Origin of the sequence: Maricaulis sp. (genome assembly GCF_017642925.1) — a bacterium.
Classification (GTDB): domain Bacteria; phylum Pseudomonadota; class Alphaproteobacteria; order Caulobacterales; family Maricaulaceae; genus Maricaulis.
In genome coordinates this window covers 71,212-87,209 of record NZ_JAEPOL010000011.1, presented here as the reverse complement: position 1 = coordinate 87,209, position 15,998 = coordinate 71,212, and the positions used below count along the sequence as shown (strand labels likewise).

18 protein-coding genes are annotated in these 15,998 nt (G+C 63.1%); 12 read left to right on the top strand and 6 right to left on the bottom strand.

Translation table 11 applies throughout. The annotated features are described in order from the left end of the window. Positions 1-213: 213 nt before the first annotated feature. From JJ918_RS10570 to JJ918_RS10555, 4 genes are all read left to right on the top strand, one after another. On the top strand, positions 214-693 hold the full coding sequence (locus tag JJ918_RS10570; RefSeq protein WP_291886834.1) for an RDD family protein: 480 nt from the start codon (positions 214-216) through the stop codon (positions 691-693). A 266-nt stretch (positions 694-959) separates the two neighbouring features. After that, complete coding sequence (gene purB, locus JJ918_RS10565) at positions 960-2,261, top strand: adenylosuccinate lyase (RefSeq protein WP_291886831.1); 1,302 nt, start codon at positions 960-962, stop codon at positions 2,259-2,261. Positions 2,262-2,733: 472 nt separating this feature from the next. Further along, positions 2,734-3,294 (top strand): pyridoxamine 5'-phosphate oxidase family protein, encoded by a 561-nt coding sequence (locus JJ918_RS10560; RefSeq protein WP_291886828.1) that lies wholly within the window; start codon positions 2,734-2,736, stop codon positions 3,292-3,294. Between the two features lie 75 nt (positions 3,295-3,369). Next, on the top strand, positions 3,370-3,813 hold the full coding sequence (locus JJ918_RS10555) for a thioredoxin family protein (RefSeq protein ID WP_291886827.1): 444 nt from the start codon (positions 3,370-3,372) through the stop codon (positions 3,811-3,813). Positions 3,814-3,852: 39 nt separating this feature from the next. Here the strand turns inward: JJ918_RS10555 and JJ918_RS10550 are convergent, their stop codons facing one another. Next, entirely contained in the window at positions 3,853-4,176 is a 324-nt protein-coding gene (locus JJ918_RS10550; protein ID WP_291886825.1) for a DUF1476 domain-containing protein, read from the bottom strand. A 253-nt stretch (positions 4,177-4,429) separates the two neighbouring features. On the opposite strand from JJ918_RS10550, the gene purC reads away from it, so the two are divergent. Beyond that, the gene (gene purC, locus JJ918_RS10545; RefSeq protein ID WP_291886821.1) at positions 4,430-5,185 is read left to right on the top strand and encodes a phosphoribosylaminoimidazolesuccinocarboxamide synthase; all 756 of its coding nucleotides are present in this window, start codon (positions 4,430-4,432) and stop codon (positions 5,183-5,185) included. 78 nt (positions 5,186-5,263) lie between these two features. Here purC and JJ918_RS10540 read toward each other — a convergent pair whose 3' ends face one another. Continuing rightward, on the bottom strand, positions 5,264-6,529 hold the full coding sequence (locus JJ918_RS10540) for a hypothetical protein (protein WP_291886819.1): 1,266 nt from the start codon (positions 6,527-6,529) through the stop codon (positions 5,264-5,266). 97 nt (positions 6,530-6,626) lie between these two features. On the opposite strand from JJ918_RS10540, the gene purS reads away from it, so the two are divergent. From purS to purL, 3 genes are read left to right on the top strand one after another with little or no spacing between them, the layout of a single operon-like run. Then, positions 6,627-6,866, top strand: coding sequence for a phosphoribosylformylglycinamidine synthase subunit PurS (gene purS, locus JJ918_RS10535; RefSeq protein ID WP_291886817.1), 240 nt, complete (start codon positions 6,627-6,629; stop codon positions 6,864-6,866). A 15-nt stretch (positions 6,867-6,881) separates the two neighbouring features. Then, positions 6,882-7,544: a phosphoribosylformylglycinamidine synthase subunit PurQ gene (gene purQ, locus JJ918_RS10530; RefSeq protein ID WP_291886815.1), complete on the top strand. Its 663-nt coding sequence runs from the start codon at positions 6,882-6,884 to the stop codon at positions 7,542-7,544. A gap of 5 nt (positions 7,545-7,549) precedes the next feature. Then, complete coding sequence (gene purL, locus JJ918_RS10525) at positions 7,550-9,778, top strand: phosphoribosylformylglycinamidine synthase subunit PurL (protein ID WP_291886812.1); 2,229 nt, start codon at positions 7,550-7,552, stop codon at positions 9,776-9,778. Positions 9,779-10,114: 336 nt separating this feature from the next. Here purL and JJ918_RS10520 read toward each other — a convergent pair whose 3' ends face one another. Together JJ918_RS10520 and JJ918_RS10515 are read right to left on the bottom strand one after the other, a co-directional pair. Next, complete coding sequence (locus tag JJ918_RS10520; RefSeq protein WP_291886809.1) at positions 10,115-11,059, bottom strand: M20/M25/M40 family metallo-hydrolase; 945 nt, start codon at positions 11,057-11,059, stop codon at positions 10,115-10,117. Between the two features lie 86 nt (positions 11,060-11,145). Further along, positions 11,146-11,655, bottom strand: coding sequence for a YHS domain-containing (seleno)protein (locus JJ918_RS10515; RefSeq protein WP_291886807.1), 510 nt, complete (start codon positions 11,653-11,655; stop codon positions 11,146-11,148). Positions 11,656-11,776: 121 nt separating this feature from the next. Between JJ918_RS10515 and JJ918_RS10510 the strand changes: the two genes are divergently transcribed. The 3 genes from JJ918_RS10510 to grxD are packed head-to-tail and all read left to right on the top strand — an operon-like array spanning position 11,777 to position 13,203. Further along, positions 11,777-12,013, top strand: coding sequence for a BolA family protein (locus tag JJ918_RS10510; RefSeq protein ID WP_291886805.1), 237 nt, complete (start codon positions 11,777-11,779; stop codon positions 12,011-12,013). A 6-nt stretch (positions 12,014-12,019) separates the two neighbouring features. Beyond that, positions 12,020-12,841, top strand: a complete 822-nt coding sequence (locus tag JJ918_RS10505; RefSeq protein WP_291886803.1) for an aldo/keto reductase — start codon at positions 12,020-12,022, stop codon at positions 12,839-12,841. A gap of 32 nt (positions 12,842-12,873) precedes the next feature. Beyond that, positions 12,874-13,203 (top strand): Grx4 family monothiol glutaredoxin, encoded by a 330-nt coding sequence (grxD, locus tag JJ918_RS10500; RefSeq protein WP_291886800.1) that lies wholly within the window; start codon positions 12,874-12,876, stop codon positions 13,201-13,203. Between the two features lie 28 nt (positions 13,204-13,231). Here the strand turns inward: grxD and JJ918_RS10495 are convergent, their stop codons facing one another. Then, the gene (locus JJ918_RS10495) at positions 13,232-13,612 is read right to left on the bottom strand and encodes a hypothetical protein (protein WP_291886797.1); all 381 of its coding nucleotides are present in this window, start codon (positions 13,610-13,612) and stop codon (positions 13,232-13,234) included. Between the two features lie 399 nt (positions 13,613-14,011). On the opposite strand from JJ918_RS10495, the gene JJ918_RS10490 reads away from it, so the two are divergent. After that, on the top strand, positions 14,012-15,223 hold the full coding sequence (locus JJ918_RS10490) for a potassium/proton antiporter (RefSeq protein ID WP_291886794.1): 1,212 nt from the start codon (positions 14,012-14,014) through the stop codon (positions 15,221-15,223). A gap of 78 nt (positions 15,224-15,301) precedes the next feature. On the opposite strand, the gene rpsD is transcribed toward JJ918_RS10490, so the two are convergent. Beyond that, a complete protein-coding gene (rpsD, locus tag JJ918_RS10485) occupies positions 15,302-15,919 on the bottom strand; it encodes a 30S ribosomal protein S4 (RefSeq protein ID WP_291886791.1) in 618 nt (205 codons plus the stop codon). Positions 15,920-15,998: the final 79 nt, after the last annotated feature.

Below are 15,998 nucleotides of genomic sequence, written 5' to 3'. Positions count from 1 at the left end.
ACAAGCATGGACTACCTGCACGGCGAGCCTCAAAGCGCGCCGAGACGGACCGCATCTCGAACGATATGGCTTGTGGTTGTCGCTACGCTTTACTTCGTGGTGCTTTTCGCGGGCATTGTGGAAGGAAGTTCTACAGAAACAACGGACTGCAGCTCATCTGCTTGTATGAAGTCGATAACCTGGTCTCCCTTACGAACAGGCTTGGGGATCGGAGTGCTGCTTGGCCTGGTCTTCCTTGGCCCCCGCAGCGGCCGCGTCGTTTCCAGCCAACCTGTTGCCGTCAGCGCACGCTTTTGGGCCTTCATGCTCGACGGCATGATGCTGGTCCTGATCCTGACACCCGCCTTCGACCTGTTCGTCATCCTCGCCGAAGGCTTTCGAACCGGGAGTTTCTCGACGGTCGTTCAGCCGGAACCGGATCAATACAATTATTTGGGCGCGACATTTGCCTTGTCGCTACTGCTTCTTTCACTGCGCAGCACAACCATCGGCTCGCAGACTTTCGGGCAGCGCATCATGGGCTACCAGTCAGTGCCGGCATCCAACCCGTTGCCCAGTGCGCTTGTGAATTCAATGCTGGGTCTTGTTGCGCTCTGCGCATGGCCGGTTTCGCTCATGCTTGCTACTGGCAGCCGTCCTCAGCCAGCATGGTGGAACCGGATCAGCGGTGTGCAGGCGGTGGGCACCGACTAGCGTTGGAAAGCTTGGCTTCTTTCTTCCCCATGGAATGGGGAAGTGGGCCGATGCGCAGCATCGGGTCGAAGGGGTCGCGGCTGCAAGCCGCGAAGAACTTTCGAGCTCGGCTCCGCCATTCCGCCGCGCACGGCGCGGCGGCCCCTCCCCCGCTTCGCGGGTCCCCCTCCCCACTCCCGTGGGGAGGAAAGAAGCGCGCCACTTGACCCCACGCGCCTTTCAGCGCATCCCCCGCGCTTCAGCCAATGAAACGCGGAGCACCGCCGATGATCCCCCGCTATACCCGTCCGGAAATGGCCGCCATCTGGGCCGACCAGAACAAGTACAGGATCTGGTACCTGATCGAGGCGCATGCGACGGAGAAGCTGGCGGAGCTGGGTGTGGTGCCGCAATCGGCGGTCGAGGCGGTCTGGAAGGCCAGGGATGTCGCGTTCGACGTCGAGCGGATCAACGAGATCGAGGCCGAGGTGAAGCATGACGTCATCGCCTTCCTCACCCATCTGGCCGAGCATGTCGGCGAGGAGAGCCGTTTCGTCCACCAGGGCCTGACCTCCTCGGACGTGCTGGACACCTGTCTCGCCGTGCAGATGAAACAGTCTGCCGACCTGCTGCTGGAGGGCATGGACCGCGTTCTGGCGGCGCTGAAGACGCGCGCGGAAGAGCACAAATACACCGCCTGTATCGGCCGCTCGCACGGCATCCATGCCGAGCCGACGACGATGGGTCTGAAATTCGCGCGCTTTTATGCCGAGTTTGCCCGCAATCGCGAACGCCTGGTGCGGGCGCGCGACGAGATCGCCACCTGCGCCATTTCCGGCGCCATCGGCACGTTCGCGAATGTCGATCCGGCCGTGGAAGAACATGTCGCCGAACAGATGGGCCTGACAGTGGAGCCGATCTCCACCCAGGTCATCCCGCGCGACCGTCATGCCAATTATTTCGCCGTGCTGGGCCTGATCGCCTCGGCGATCGAGAATATCGCCATCGAAGTGCGCCACCTCCAGCGCTCCGAAGTGCGCGAGGCGCAGGAATATTTCTCGCCGGGCCAGAAGGGCTCGTCGGCCATGCCGCACAAACGCAATCCGATCCTGACGGAGAATCTGACCGGCCAGGCCCGCCTGGTGCGCTCGGCCGTCGTACCGGCGATGGAGAATGTGGCGCTGTGGCACGAGCGGGACATCTCCCACTCCTCCGTCGAGCGCGGCATCGGTCCGGACGCCAATGTGCACCTGGACTTCGCCCTGCACCGCACCGCCGGCATGATCGAGAAACTGATCGTGCATGCCGACCGCTGCGCAGAAAACCTCAATGCCTATGGCGGCATCCACAATTCCCAGCGCGTCCTTTTGGCCCTCACCCAGGCCGGCGCAAGCCGCGAGGTGAGCTATCGCCTCGTCCAGCGCAACGGCATGAAGACCTGGGATGAGGGCGGCATGCTGGTCGACCACCTCAAGGCCGACGCCGAGGTGACCGCGCTTCTGAGCAACGAGCAGATCGAGGCCTGTTTCGACGAGGCCTACCACATGAAGCATGTGGACACGATTTTCCGGCGGGTGTTCGGGGGGTAAGGCGTTTTCACGCCAGAGACGGGCGCGGCGAGCCCCGCTCGCAATCATCCATAGAGCGCATGACAGCCAGCAAGCCGTATCCGGTTTTCCAGCTCAAGGGTGAAACCGCGGAGCGGCGCCCCGGGCGCCCTTGACCTGGAAAACCGGATACGGCCCCGTCTCGGCAAGCGAACAATGGGTTTTCAGGGCACGAAACGTGCCCGCCCTGAAGCCGTCAGGGTAACGCATGTTTGGGCAATGCGGTCCCCACAGACAATGCTTGTCATCCCGGACGCATGCCCGGCCCTGAGCCGGGCGGAGATCCGGGACCCATAATCCCGGTGCTGATCCGGCGCTCTCCGCTATCTGGCCAGCTTCCGGCAAACAGCGCGTGTCTGGGTCCCGGCTCTGCGCCCCGCCTTCGCGGGGCATTCGGCCGGGATGACAAATGCGTTTGTTGGCTTGTAGGGAAGAGCCCCCTAAATTCCCCCCCATGTCCAAGCTTTACGACTCGATCGACGAACGCCTCGCGGCCTTCATCGAAAAGCAGAAGATGTTCTTTGTGGCGACGGCGCCGTCGGGCGATGAGGGGCATGTGAATGTCTCGCCCAAGGGCTATGACAGTTTCCGCATACTGGGGCCGAACGAGGTCGCCTTTCTCGATCTGGGTGGGTCGGGCGTGGAGACGATTGCGCATCTGCGCCAGAACGGACGGATCACTTTCATGTTCTGCGCCTTCGAGGGCGCGGCGAACATATTGCGCCTCTACGGCACGGGCGAAGCGACCTGTTTCGACGATCCGGGCTTTGCCGAAAAAAAGGCCCTCTTCCCGGACTTCCCCAAAGTGCGCGCGATCATCACCGCGAAAATCCACCGCATCGCCGACAGTTGCGGCTGGGGCGTGCCCTTCTACGACTTCAAGGGCGAACGCGACCAGCTGATCCGCTATAACGAGCACCGCACCGACGAGGTCTGGCGCGAACGCCGCTATACCGGCAATGCCGAGTCGATCGACGGCCTGCCGGGGCTCGTAAAGCCGGACGCGGCGGAATGACGCCAACGTGATCGCTTCGTGCAGTGACCGCCGGGGACGCCGCGGTTAAACGGGCCGTCCTGGAGGAAGATCGACATGCGACTGATTGCTGCCGTGCTGGCCGGACTGGCCCTGTTTCTCGGACCGAATTTCGTGCGGGCTGCCTGGGATGAGGCAGCTCCGGCCGAAGAGCCGCGCCTGGTGGCCGCCATGTTCCGCTCGTCCTGGTGCGGCGCCTGCCGCGTGCTGGAGCCGCGGGTCGAGGATGTGCGCGAGGAGATGGCCGGCGAGCCGATCGGCTGGGTGCGGTTCAACTTCACCTGGGGCCAGCGCGACGCCCTGCGCGGCCTGGCCGAGGACGAAGGCATCGCGCCGCTCTATGACGAGCTGGCCGGACGCACCGGCTTTCTCGTCCTGATGGATCGCGAGACCGGACAGGTCTTCGAGATGGTCACGATGGATTATGACCGCGCCCGCATCCGCGAAGCCCTGGAACGCTGGCTGGTCGTTGTGGAGCGGCTGGACAGCGTCGAGGGCTGACGCGCCTCCCCGGTCACGGGCGAGGCGCGCGAACCGGACCTAGCCTTCGCTCTGGATCTGCAGGCGGGCGGCGGCGAGGAGATCGTCCATCTGCTTGCGCAGCAGGTGGTCGGACAGCTCGACATTGCGGGCGTCCAGATCGCCGCGCACCTTGCGGAAGACGTCGTCATCGCCGGCTTCCTCGAAATCGGCGACGATCACCGACTTGGCGTATTCGGCCGCGGCTTCGCCATCCAGGCCCATCAGCTCGGCAGCCCACAGGCCGAGGAGTTTGTTGCGGCGGGCAGCCGCCTTGAATTCGAGTTCCTGGTCGTGCGCGAACTTGTTCTCGAAGCCTTTTTCGCGATCGTTGATGCCCGACATGGGTCTCTCCTTGAGGATGTCCATTTGCCCGAGTGACTAGCTCGGCAGGGGGTCTAAATCAATCTTCACCGCGCACAAGGCTGCGGCGATCTCGAAACAATCCTACCGCACCGCGGCAAGACGTTGCAGAGGGACGCGCACGCGGATATTTTCCCCCTTCGATGCGCGGTCCGGTTCTCGATTCGGGCCGCGTCTCTCTTTTCAGGTCGACCGCCCCGCCGGACGGGGCCGACCGCCAACGGAGCGTCCGCCGATGTCCCGCCGCAAGATGATCTACGAAGGCAAGGCCAAGATCCTGTATGAAGGCCCCGAACCGGGCACGATCGTGCAGTATTTCAAGGACGACGCCACCGCCTTCAACAACCAGAAGAAGGCCACGCTCGAGGGCAAGGGCGTGCTGAACAACCGGATTTCCGAGTATATCATGCTCGGGCTCGGCCGGATCGGCATCCCGACCCATTTCATCAAACGTCTGAACATGCGCGAACAACTGGTGCGCCAGGTCGAGATCATTCCGCTGGAAGTGGTCTGCCGCAATGTCGCTGCCGGTTCGATCAGCCAGCGCCTGGGCGTGCCGGAAGGCGATCAGCTGCCCCGCTCCATCGTCGAATTCTACTACAAGAAGGACGAGCTGGGCGATCCGATGGTGTCCGAAGAGCACATCACGGCGTTCAACTGGGCTTCCACCCAGGAGATCGACGACATGATGGCGATGACGCTGCGGGTGAATGATTTCCTGTCGGGCCTGTTCTCCGCCGCCGGCATCCGCCTGGTGGACTTCAAGCTGGAATTCGGCCGCCTCTACGAGGGCGACATGGTGCGCACCGTGCTGGCTGACGAGATCAGCCCGGACAGCTGCCGCCTGTGGGACATGGAAACCAACGAGAAGATGGACAAGGACCGGTTCCGCCGCGATCTGGGCAATGTCACCGAGGCCTATGCCGACGTGGCCCGCCGCCTGGGCATCATGAAGGAACACGGCCAGGCGCCGACAAACGAAGGGAAATAACCCGCCTCACCGATTTGCCGTTGAGGCGGGCTGATCCGCAAGCACCTTCCGGTTTCAGCGCGACGAGATAGCCGGCGATCAATCCCCGCGGGAAAAAGAATTCGCCGACCTCGTGAACAGCGTTGGCGAGACGCTCAATTTGTCGAAGTCATGCCGCACCACCGCATTATCAAGGATAATCTCGATGTCCTCACGCAGGCTGGACAAGTCGGGAAAAGGTGAATTTTTCGAATAATCACGCAATTCCGGGTCGCAGCCGGTGACCCTTTTCAGGACTGTGTTGTATCCACGTGACCGCAGCTCCGATTGAGTCTGGCCCGGAACACGTATTTTCTCCCGAAAGCTTTTTTTGTTCCCTGCCAAATCGCTAAGAGCATAATATGATTTCTTGCTCAATCCGCCGAGAGCATTACAGACCAACTTAAAATACAACAAATTGCCACCAATACTCACATTGCTCTCCCAACTATCCAGAACAGGTGATGGATAGTACGGAATCCCGGCGTGATGACAAAAATCCTGAACTACATCCTCTCCTATCAGGACGCTTTTGTTAAAATAACGGAAGCAGGAACTCTGCGAAAACCCGGACCAAGCACTTACAAAATCACCCAAACGAGTATCAAACATCTTCAAATAGGAAGACGGGTCCGCGAAATAGTCATTCGCGTGAACAAATTGCGCGTAGCTTGAACAATAATAACCAACAATTTCCCTCAAATAACAAATTGTATATAAATGATGATCAGAAAACATAGATTTTATGATCGAACTGTCTTTAATATTTTGAAATGATTCGCTACTGAGCACCAAAATGCTCGAGTTCGTTTCGTTTTGCTGCCGTTCGATTTCTCTGAAAATGGCCTCTATCGCGGTTGTGTCGCCCCTCTGTAGCGCGTGGGCAAGTTCGTGATGAGCGATCTCGATCCGGCCCGAGAGAATGCCAAGATCGGGATACAGAACACCGTCCCGCTTCAGCGCTTCCCTGTTCTTGCTGAGATACCTCTGCACGCTTGATGTGCCGGTCTTGTGCCGGCCAATATGAAGAACAACCTTCAACGCCCTTGAGAATGCCACAGAAAGCCCCGCATCGTGTCGCCACCGACGGCCGATAGAAAACGCCAGCCACCGAGAGTCAATCACCGGCGCCGGCCGGCATTCTGCTGCAGCCCGGATAGCCGCGAATGTCTTTAAAAGGCATCGCCGGGGACCACCATGCAGAAACACCGCACCCACGGCTGCTGTGAGCGCTGTGGAAAATGGCCGTCGTTTGCGTTGCCAGCAGTGCCCCGCGCTGGCGGCCCCTCGATCGATTTGCACTGTGAGCCTGAACCGGGAGACCATTCCTCCACTGAAACTCGACCCCCTTGTCAATTGCGCCGGAGCCCGTGTCGCTTTATTGAGGGCGCGAATTTCAGGCCCTGAAAAGCGAGTCGAGCCCGTGAAAGCGAAAATCCACGTCTATCTGAAACCCGGCGTCCTCGATCCCCAGGGAGCCGCCGTCGCCGGCGCGCTGCACAATATGGGCTATGACGAGGTCGTCGAGGCCCGCCAGGGCAAGCTGATCGAGCTGGACCTGACCGGCGAAGATGCCGAAAAGGCCCGCGCCCGGGTCGAGGAAATGTGCGCCAAACTCCTCTCCAACCCGGTGATCGAGAGTTACTCGATCGAGCTGGAATAGCGGGGTCCGGCCGAGATGAAATCCGCCGTCATCGTCTTCCCCGGCTCGAACTGCGACCGCGACGCGCATGATGCGATCGCGAAAGTCACGGGCCACGCCCCCGCCATGGTCTGGCATCAGGAAAGCGAACTGCCCGAGGGCACCGATTTCGTGATGGTGCCGGGTGGTTTTTCCTATGGCGACTATCTGCGCTGCGGCGCCATGGCCTCGCGCTCGGCGATCATGCCGGCGATTGTGGCCCACGCAGCCACCGGCGCACCCGTCCTGGGCGTGTGCAACGGCTTCCAGATCCTCACCGAAAGCGGCCTCCTGCCCGGCGCGCTGATGCGCAATGCCGGCCTGAAATTCGTCTGCGAGAAGGCGAAGCTGACGGTGGAGAACGCCAATACCCGCTTCACCTCGCATTATGAGGGCGGCGCCGAGCTGATCGTGCCGATCGCGCACCATGACGGCAATTACTTCGCCGATGACGAGACGCTCGACCGGATCGAGGGCGAGGGCCAGGTGATCTTCCGCTACGGCAAGAACCCGAACGGCTCCAAGCGCGATATTGCCGGCATCACCAACGAGCAGGGCAATGTCATGGGCATGATGCCCCACCCGGAACGCGCCGTGGACGAAAAGCACGGCGGCACGGACGGGCTGAAACTGTTTGAATCCCTTCTCGGGAGCGCGTGAGCGACATGACCCAATACGCCGAAGGCATCACCGCCGAGATCGTCGCCGAGCACGGCATCAATGACGAAGAATACGCCATCATCCTCGACCGTCTGGGCCGGGCGCCCAACCTCGTGGAACTGGGCATTTTCTCGGTCATGTGGTCGGAACACTGTTCCTACAAGTCCTCGCGCGCCCATCTGGGCCGGCTGCCGACGGATGGCGAAAAGGTGATCCAGGGCCCGGGCGAGAATGCCGGCGTGATCGATATCGGCGACGGCCAGGCCGCCATCTTCAAGATGGAAAGCCACAACCACCCCTCCTTCATCGAGCCCTATCAGGGTGCGGCGACGGGTGTGGGCGGCATCCTGCGCGACGTCTTCACCATGGGCGCACGCCCGGTGGCGCTGATGAATGCGCTGCGCTTCGGTGCACCGGATCATCCCAAGACGCGCCAGCTGGTCTCCGGCGTGGTCGCCGGCATCGGCGGCTATGGCAATTGCGTCGGCGTGCCGACGGTCGGCGGCGAGACGAATTTCCACGCCGGCTATAACGGCAATATCCTGGTCAACGCGATGGCGGTGGGCCTGGCCGATGCAGACAAGATCTTCTACGCCCGCGGCGCCGAGCCGGGCCAGCCGATCGTCTATGTCGGCTCCAAGACAGGCCGCGACGGCATCCACGGTGCCACCATGGCCTCGGCCGAGTTCGACGATGCCTCCGAGGAGAAGCGTCCCACCGTCCAGGTCGGCGACCCCTTCGTCGAGAAAAAACTGATCGAGGCCTGCCTCGAACTGATGGCGACCGATGCCATCGCCGCCATCCAGGACATGGGCGCGGCCGGCCTCACCTCCTCCTCGGTCGAGATGGCCGACAAGGGCGGGATCGGCATCCATCTGGACATGGACAAGGTGCCCCAGCGCGAAGCCAATATGACGGCCTACGAGATGATGCTCTCGGAAAGCCAGGAACGCATGCTGGTCATCATGAAGCCGGGCCGCGAGGACGTTGCCCACGAGATCTTCCGCAAATGGGAACTCGATGTCGCCGTGATCGGCGAGACGACCGATACCGGCCGCATGGTGCTGACCCACAAGGGCGAGACCGTGTGCGACATCCCGGTCGCACCGCTGGCCGACGATGCGCCGAAATACGAGCGCCCCTATTTCGCACCGGAAGTGCGCGCCCAGATCCACGCCAAAGACATCGCCCAGCCCGATCACATGGGCGAAGTTCTCTTGAAGCTGATGGCCTCGCCGGACATGGCCTCCAAGTCATGGATCTGGAAACAGTATGACCGCCACGTGATGGCGGATACGGCGGCCTCCTCCGAGGATCCGTCCGACGCGGCCATTGTGCGCGTGCACGGCACCAACAAGGCGCTGGCCATCACCACCGACTGCACACCGCGCTATTGCTATGCCCACCCGTTCGAGGGCGGCAAGCAGGCCGTGGCCGAAGCCTGGCGCAATCTGACCGCCACCGGCGCCGACCCGATCGCGATCACCGACTGCCTGAATTTCGGCAATCCCGAGCGCGAGGAGATCATGGGCCAGTTCGTCGGCTGTATCGACGGCATGGCGATGGCCTGCGCCACGCTCGGCTTCCCGGTCGTATCCGGCAATGTCAGCCTCTACAACGAGACCAATGGTGCCGCCATTCCGCCGACTCCGGCGATCGGCGGTGTCGGCCTGATCCCGGATATCGACAAGCGGGCCGGTTTCGGCGGCATGAAGGACGGCGATATCCTGCTCGTGGTCGGCGAGACCCAGGGCGTGATGGGCGCTTCGGTTTATCTCAAGGTCATCGAGGACCGCGAGGATGGCGACGCACCGCATGTCGATCTGGACGCGGAGAAGGCCAATGGCGATTTCGTGCGCGGCCAGATCCGCACCGGCCGCCTGACGGCCTGTCACGATATTTCCGATGGCGGCCTCGCCTGCGCCGCGGCCGATATGGCCCTGGCCTCGGATTGCGGCATCAAGCTGGCCCATGAGGGCGCCAATCCGCCGATGCACGGCTTCCTCTTCGGCGAGGACCAGTCGCGCTATCTGATCGCCGCCCGGAAGGAAGACGCCATCGCCATCCTGCAGGATGCCAAGGCGGACGAGATCCCGGTCCAGGTCGTCGGCCTCGCCGGCGGCACCGCGATCAGCGTCAACGGCGCCCACCCGCTCGAACTCGACCGCCTGCGTGCGGCCTGGGAAGGCTGGATGCCGGCCCTGATGGACCAGCTCGTCGAAGCGGCGGAATAGTCCGCCGTTTCGCCGCGCACTCCCCCTCCACTTTCCCCGGCCTTGTGCCGGGGCCTGGAGGAGCCTGCGCCTGAAACGCCACCAGACCCCGGAATAAATCCGGGGAAAACGGAAGTATTCACTACAACCTCTTATGTTTCTCCCGGACGCAAGCCTGCGCAGGCAGGCTGCAGATCCGGGATCTACCGAAAGTCACTTCAAGTGATGAGCTTCCCGTAGAAAGTGATGAGCTTCCCGTAGATCCCGGCACTTCGCCCGGGCTTCGCCGGGCGTTCGGCCGGGAGAAATGGGAGCAGGCTTCAGCGCCTCCTTTCCCTACAAGGCAAGAAGTGAAACCTACCGCCCCGCAGCCTCGCCGATCTCGTCCAGCCTTTCATCCGCCTCCCGGGCGAAATCCACGATCGCGGCCGAGGCGTCCTGGAAGAAGTCCAGCGTCATGTTCTCATAGGTGTCGGTCGGCTGGTGGTAGTGCGGGTGGAAGTCGACGCCGAGATAGATGAAGGGGATGCCGGCGACGTGGAAGGCGCCTGAATCCGTCAGCAGCGTCCAGTCACCGCCCGGCTCCTCGGTCGGCTCGTCATAACCCATCGGCATCGAGACATCGGCGCGCGCCGCAACCTCTTCGACCATCGGGACGAGGAAGGGATAGTGATAGGTGCCGACGGCCCACAGGATGCGGTCCTGGGACATCGCCACCATGTCCATGTTGAGATTGAAGGTGATGTTCTCCACCGGGATGGGCGGATTGGCGACGAAGGCGCGCGCGCCCTGCAGGCCCCGCTCCTCGGCATCGACGAAGGCGAAGATCACGTCATGCTCGGGCGGGTTGGCAACAAAGTCCGCGGCAATGGCGAGCACCGAGGCCACACCGGACGCATTGTCGTCGGCGCCGTTCCAGATCTGTCCGTCGCGCATGCCCTCATGATCGTAATGGGCCGTGACGACGAGGGTGCGCTCGCTGTCCGACGTCCCCTCGATCTGCGCCAGGATGTTCACACCGGTAATGTCTTCGTCCGGATTGCGCGGCAGGGAGAAGGTGAAGCTGTGCTCGTAATCGCCGTTCACCGGCCCCACGCCGATCCCCTCCAGCCGCTCGATGATATAGGCGCGGGCCCGGGCATTGCCCTCGGTTGCCACTTCGCGGCCTTCCATGTCGTCGGCGGCCAGGATGCGCAGATCTTCCAGCAATTGCTCGCGATCGAGCGCCGGGCCCTCCTGGGCGCACCCGGCCTGGGTGAAGACGGCAAAAGAAACGGCAGCGCTGAACAGGATGGACCGCATGAAAACTCCCCCGGATTGATCAATCCGGGGGAGCTTGCCACGGCACAGGCCGCGAACACACTGAATTTTCGGTCAGTATCTGCGGATCACTGGAACCAGCCGCGCGGCGGGCTGGCGGCAGGTTCGGCCTCCAGCTCGGGCCAGTTGGCCTCGGCCTGCGCGATGAAACCGTCGATGTCGCGTTCCCAGCGGCGCTGGATGCCGGCATCGTAATTCATGTAGAGCACGCCTTCGACAATCCGGTAGGCCTGCGGATCGGTGCGCGCCTTGTAGCCGCGCGAGGCCGCCCAGGCGCAATGCCCGTCATAGGCCGGGATATAGCGCTGCGGATTGGCCAGGAAGGCCTCGCGATTGGCCTCGCTGGCGAAATGCCAGACGGCGCCATTATACTCGGCGCTGATATCGGCCAGGCCCATCTGCGGGGTCTCGGCAGTGTGGTAGGAAACGACATCGAAGCCGCTGACGGCCCTTCCGTCGCGGTCAACATATTGCTCGCCGGCAAAGGCCGCTCCGGCCAGCAGGAAGATCGCCAGCGCGAGATTGGCGGCGCCCAGCGACAGGCGAAGGCAGGTTTTGGCAGTCAACAGCAGGCTCATGGTCTTTTCCCTTGCGGTCGTGGCGATTAGCTTGGCCCTCGATATGCGCCCGACACCGGTCCGGTAAAAGGCACAACGCAACACGCCGGATCACACATCCGTCACCGCCCGGAGAGCCGCCATGCCCATGCCCGCCGAGGATATCGTCGCCCTGATCAAGGCCGGCATTCCCGATGCCGATGTCGAGATGGAAGACCTGGCCGGCGACAATGATCACTGGAAGGCCGTGGTCACGTCGGAAAGCTTTCGCGGCAAGCTGCGTGTCGCCCAGCACCAGATGGTCTATGCCGCGCTCGGCGAGAAGATGGGCGGCGAGCTGCACGCCCTCGCCCTGGAAACCCGCGTACCGGCAGGCTGAGCCGGCGTGATCGACGATCCGGCCTTCTCCCGCCTCGGCTTCGGCGTATCCGGCCCGCACGCAGGCTGGGCCATGCCCCGGCATGCGACGGAAGACCTTGTGCGCCGGGCCGTCGGCCTGGGCATCACCCTGTTCGACACCGGCCCCTCCTACGGCAAGGGCGAGGCGGAACGCCGGCTCGGACGCGCCCTCCAGACCGTACCGCGCGACAAGGTCTTCGTGGCCACCAAGGCGGGTATCGGTCCGGGCGGGCGCCGCGACTTCTCTGCCGGTGCCGTGGAAATGTCGCTGCGCGCCTCGCTGGAGCGGCTGTCGATGAACCATGTCGACCTTCTGCTGCTGCATGGTCCGGCACCGGCCGAGATGAGCGACAAGCTGATCCGTCACCTCCAGGCCTTCTGCGACCGCGGCATGGTGCGGTATCTCGGCGTTTGCGGGCGGGGTGCCGAGCTTGATGCCGCCATCGATACCGGAGCGTTCCAGGCGATCATGGCGCCGGTAAACAGCGGACTTTCCGACATCGAGACGGCCCGGCTGGAGCGGGCCCGTGCGGCCGGACTGCGTGTGCTGGGTATCGAGGTGATGGCCGGCACTACACGCCGCCGCCTGCCGCGCTCGCGCGGCGATCTTTGGTACTGGGCCCGGCAAGCCAGGCGCAGCCTGACGGGCACCACACCGGCCGTGCCGGTCAATACGCCGCAGCTGGGCCTGAAATGGGCGCTCGAAAACGGACCGGCAGATGCGCTAGTGTGCCTGACGACACGCCACGCCAATCTGGCCGAGAATGCCCGGCTAGCGGCCCTTGAAGCCCAAGCCTCCGCTTCCTAGCTGAACGGACAGATCCAACAGGGAGTCCCGCCATGACCACTGCCCATGACGTCATCAAATCCACGATCGAGAATAATGACGTCGTCCTGTTCATGAAGGGCACGCCGGTGTTTCCGCAATGCGGCTTCTCATCCGTGGTGGCGCGTGTGCTGGACCATCTCCAGGTCGATTTCGAGAGCGTCAACGTACTCGAGGATGACGGTATCCGTCAGGGCATCAAGCAATTCTCGAACTGGCCGACCATCCCGCAACTCTACATCAAGGGCGAGTTCGTGGGCGGTTGCGACATCGTCAAGGAAATGTTCGAGACCGGCGAACTGCAGACCTATCTGCGCGACAAGGGTCTGATCGAACCGGCCTGAGCCCTCTCAGGACACCTGTCAGCGTGCGTCAGCGCGCCGCGACCACGCGGCGGCCGGATGCAGGCCGGGCGCTTTCCAGCGGATTGAGCACGACGACCTCGCCCTGGGCGGGCACGCCCAGCTCGTCGAGCGCAAACGCCAGCTGCACGCCCCATGGCATGTCGCGGCTGCAGCCGTCCGGCGTGTCCCGGGACAGGCTGACGGCGTAGACATCACCCTCATAGCTGCCGACATCGACCGTGAAATCCGAGCGCGTGGTACAGCCGTGACTGTCCGCATGCACAACGAGGATCTCGTTGTCGATGACCCGCCAGTGCATCACCGGTTCGAGCGACGGGTCCACCTCCGGCGCCCGGCCGAAGCCGGGCAAGCGCATGTCGGAGAAGCGGATACGCGGAAGCGCGCGCATGGCGGGCATCGGGGGCAGTGACGGCAGGAATGCGGAACGTCCCTCATCGCCCGCACTCCCGGTCGTCGAACATGCCGACGCCATCACCGCCACGCCTGCGAAAACACCCCAAACTGTTTTCACCCTTGCCCCCGTCCGTGTTGCCCGGCACGAATTCCGCACGACCGGCTAACTCCCCCAGCGACCGTGACGGAGATCACATGAAACCGGTTACGTCGCGAGAATCAACCCTTTGCTCCTCTCAAGCGAACCATGTTCGCCGACTGCCCGCAGTCGTAGCAGGTCTGCCTGTCATTGCATCACCCTCTGTTCCCAACGGCAGTCGGCAATGTGCCAGCGACCGGATAGAGTGTGATTTGCCCTATCTTTCCGCCCCTTTCCGGCTTTGCTGACACCCTTATGCTGCACGCCCTGCTTCTGATCAGCGCCACCATCGCGCTGAGCATCATGCTGATCCCGCTTTCATCGCGCTTCCGGGCGCCGATCCTGCTTGTTTTCCTGGCGATCGGCATGGCACTGGGTGAAGACGGTCCCGGCGGGATCGAGTTCGAGGACTTTGCGCTGACCTATTCGGCCGGCTCGATCTGCCTGGCCCTGATCCTCCTGTCCGGCGGTCTCGATACGCGCTGGTCGGACATGAAGGCCGCAGCCCTGCCGGCAGGCCTGCTGGCCGGTCCCGGCGTGGTGCTGACCGCGACCTTCGTCGGGCTCGCCTACAGTCTCCTGCTGGATGCCTCGCTGGCGGAAGGCCTGCTGTTCGGCGCGGTGGTCAGCTCCACGGATGCCGCCGCAACCTTCATGTCCCTGCGCCATGGCGGGATACGTTTGCCCCAGCGGCCACGCCAGACCCTGCTGGTAGAATCCGGCGTCAACGACCCGGTCGCGATCTTCCTCACCATCAGCCTGGTGGAAATCGTCGACAGCGGCAGCGGGCTCTCGCTGAACGCCCTTGCGGGTACACTGCCTCTCCTCGCCAGCCAGCTCGGCCTGGGATTGCTGACCGGTCTCGCGGGCGGCTGGCTGGCCTCCAGCCTGCTGGGCTGGCTCAGATTACCCGCCGGACTTGCTTCGCCCTTCCTGTTGGCGACAGGCCTCGCGACCTTCTCGGGGACCGGACTGATCGGCGGATCGGGTTTCCTGGCGGTCTATCTCTTCGGACTTGTCGTCGCCAATCACGGCGCCAAACCACCGCAACGGGCCATCCATTTTCACGAAGGCCTGTCCTGGATTGCGCAGATCTGCCTGTTCGTATTGCTTGGCCTGCTGGTGACACCGAGCGAGCTGGGCGGCGTAGCCGCCAGCGGGCTGATCCTCGCAGGCGCGCTCATCCTGGTCGCGCGGCCGCTGGCCGTCTTCGCCTGCCTTTTGCCGGCGCGCATGCCATGGCGCGAACAGGCCTATATCGGCTGGATGGGCATGCGCGGATCGGTGCCGGTCTTCCTGGCGATCTTTCCGGTGGTCAGCCCCGGACCGATCACACCGGTCTTCTTCGACCTCGTCTTCGTGATCGTGGTGATCTCGCTGCTCGTGCACGGGCTGACAGCCGGTGTTTCCGCGCGCATGCTCGGCCTGAACGACCAGCAGGATCGTGACGGGCCGGACGCCGGCTGACACGGCAATCTCCACGCCAAGAAAAAGGCCGCCCCGGAGATCCGGAGCGGCCTGTTTTCCAGGTCGGATTTCGTCCTCTTACGAGGAGTAGAATTCGATGACCAGGTTCGGTTCCATCTGCACCGGATACGGCACTTCGGAGAATTCCGGCATGCGCACGAAGGTGGCCTTCATGGCTTTCGGATCCAGGTCGATATAGTCCGGGATATCGCGCTCGGCGCTTTCCAGGGCTTCCAGCACCAGAGCCATGGAACGGGAACGGTCACGAACCTCGATCACGTCGCCCGGCTTGCAGCGGAAGGACGGGATGTTGGTCTTGACGCCGTTCACCTTGACGTGGCCGTGGTTCACGAACTGACGTGCAGCGAAGACGGTCGGCACGAACTTGGCGCGGTAGACGATCGCGTCCAGGCGGCTTTCCAGCAGGCCGATCAGGTTTTCCGTCGTGTTACCCTTGCGGCGCGAAGCCTCGTCATAGGTGCGGCGGAACTGCTTCTCGGTGATGGAACCGTAATAGCCCTTCAGCTTCTGCTTGGCGCGCAGCTGCAGGCCGAAATCGGACATCTTGCCCTTGCGGCGCTGGCCGTGCTGGCCCGGGCCGTAGGAGCGCGAATTGACCGGAGACTTCGGACGGCCCCACAGGTTTTCACCCATGCGGCGGTCAATCTTGTATTTCTGCGTATGACGCTTCGACATGTTCTCTCTATTCGATGCGGCCCGGCGTGCTCTCCCTCATCAGCACGCGATCAAAACGGCGGTCCACGCATCGTCCCGT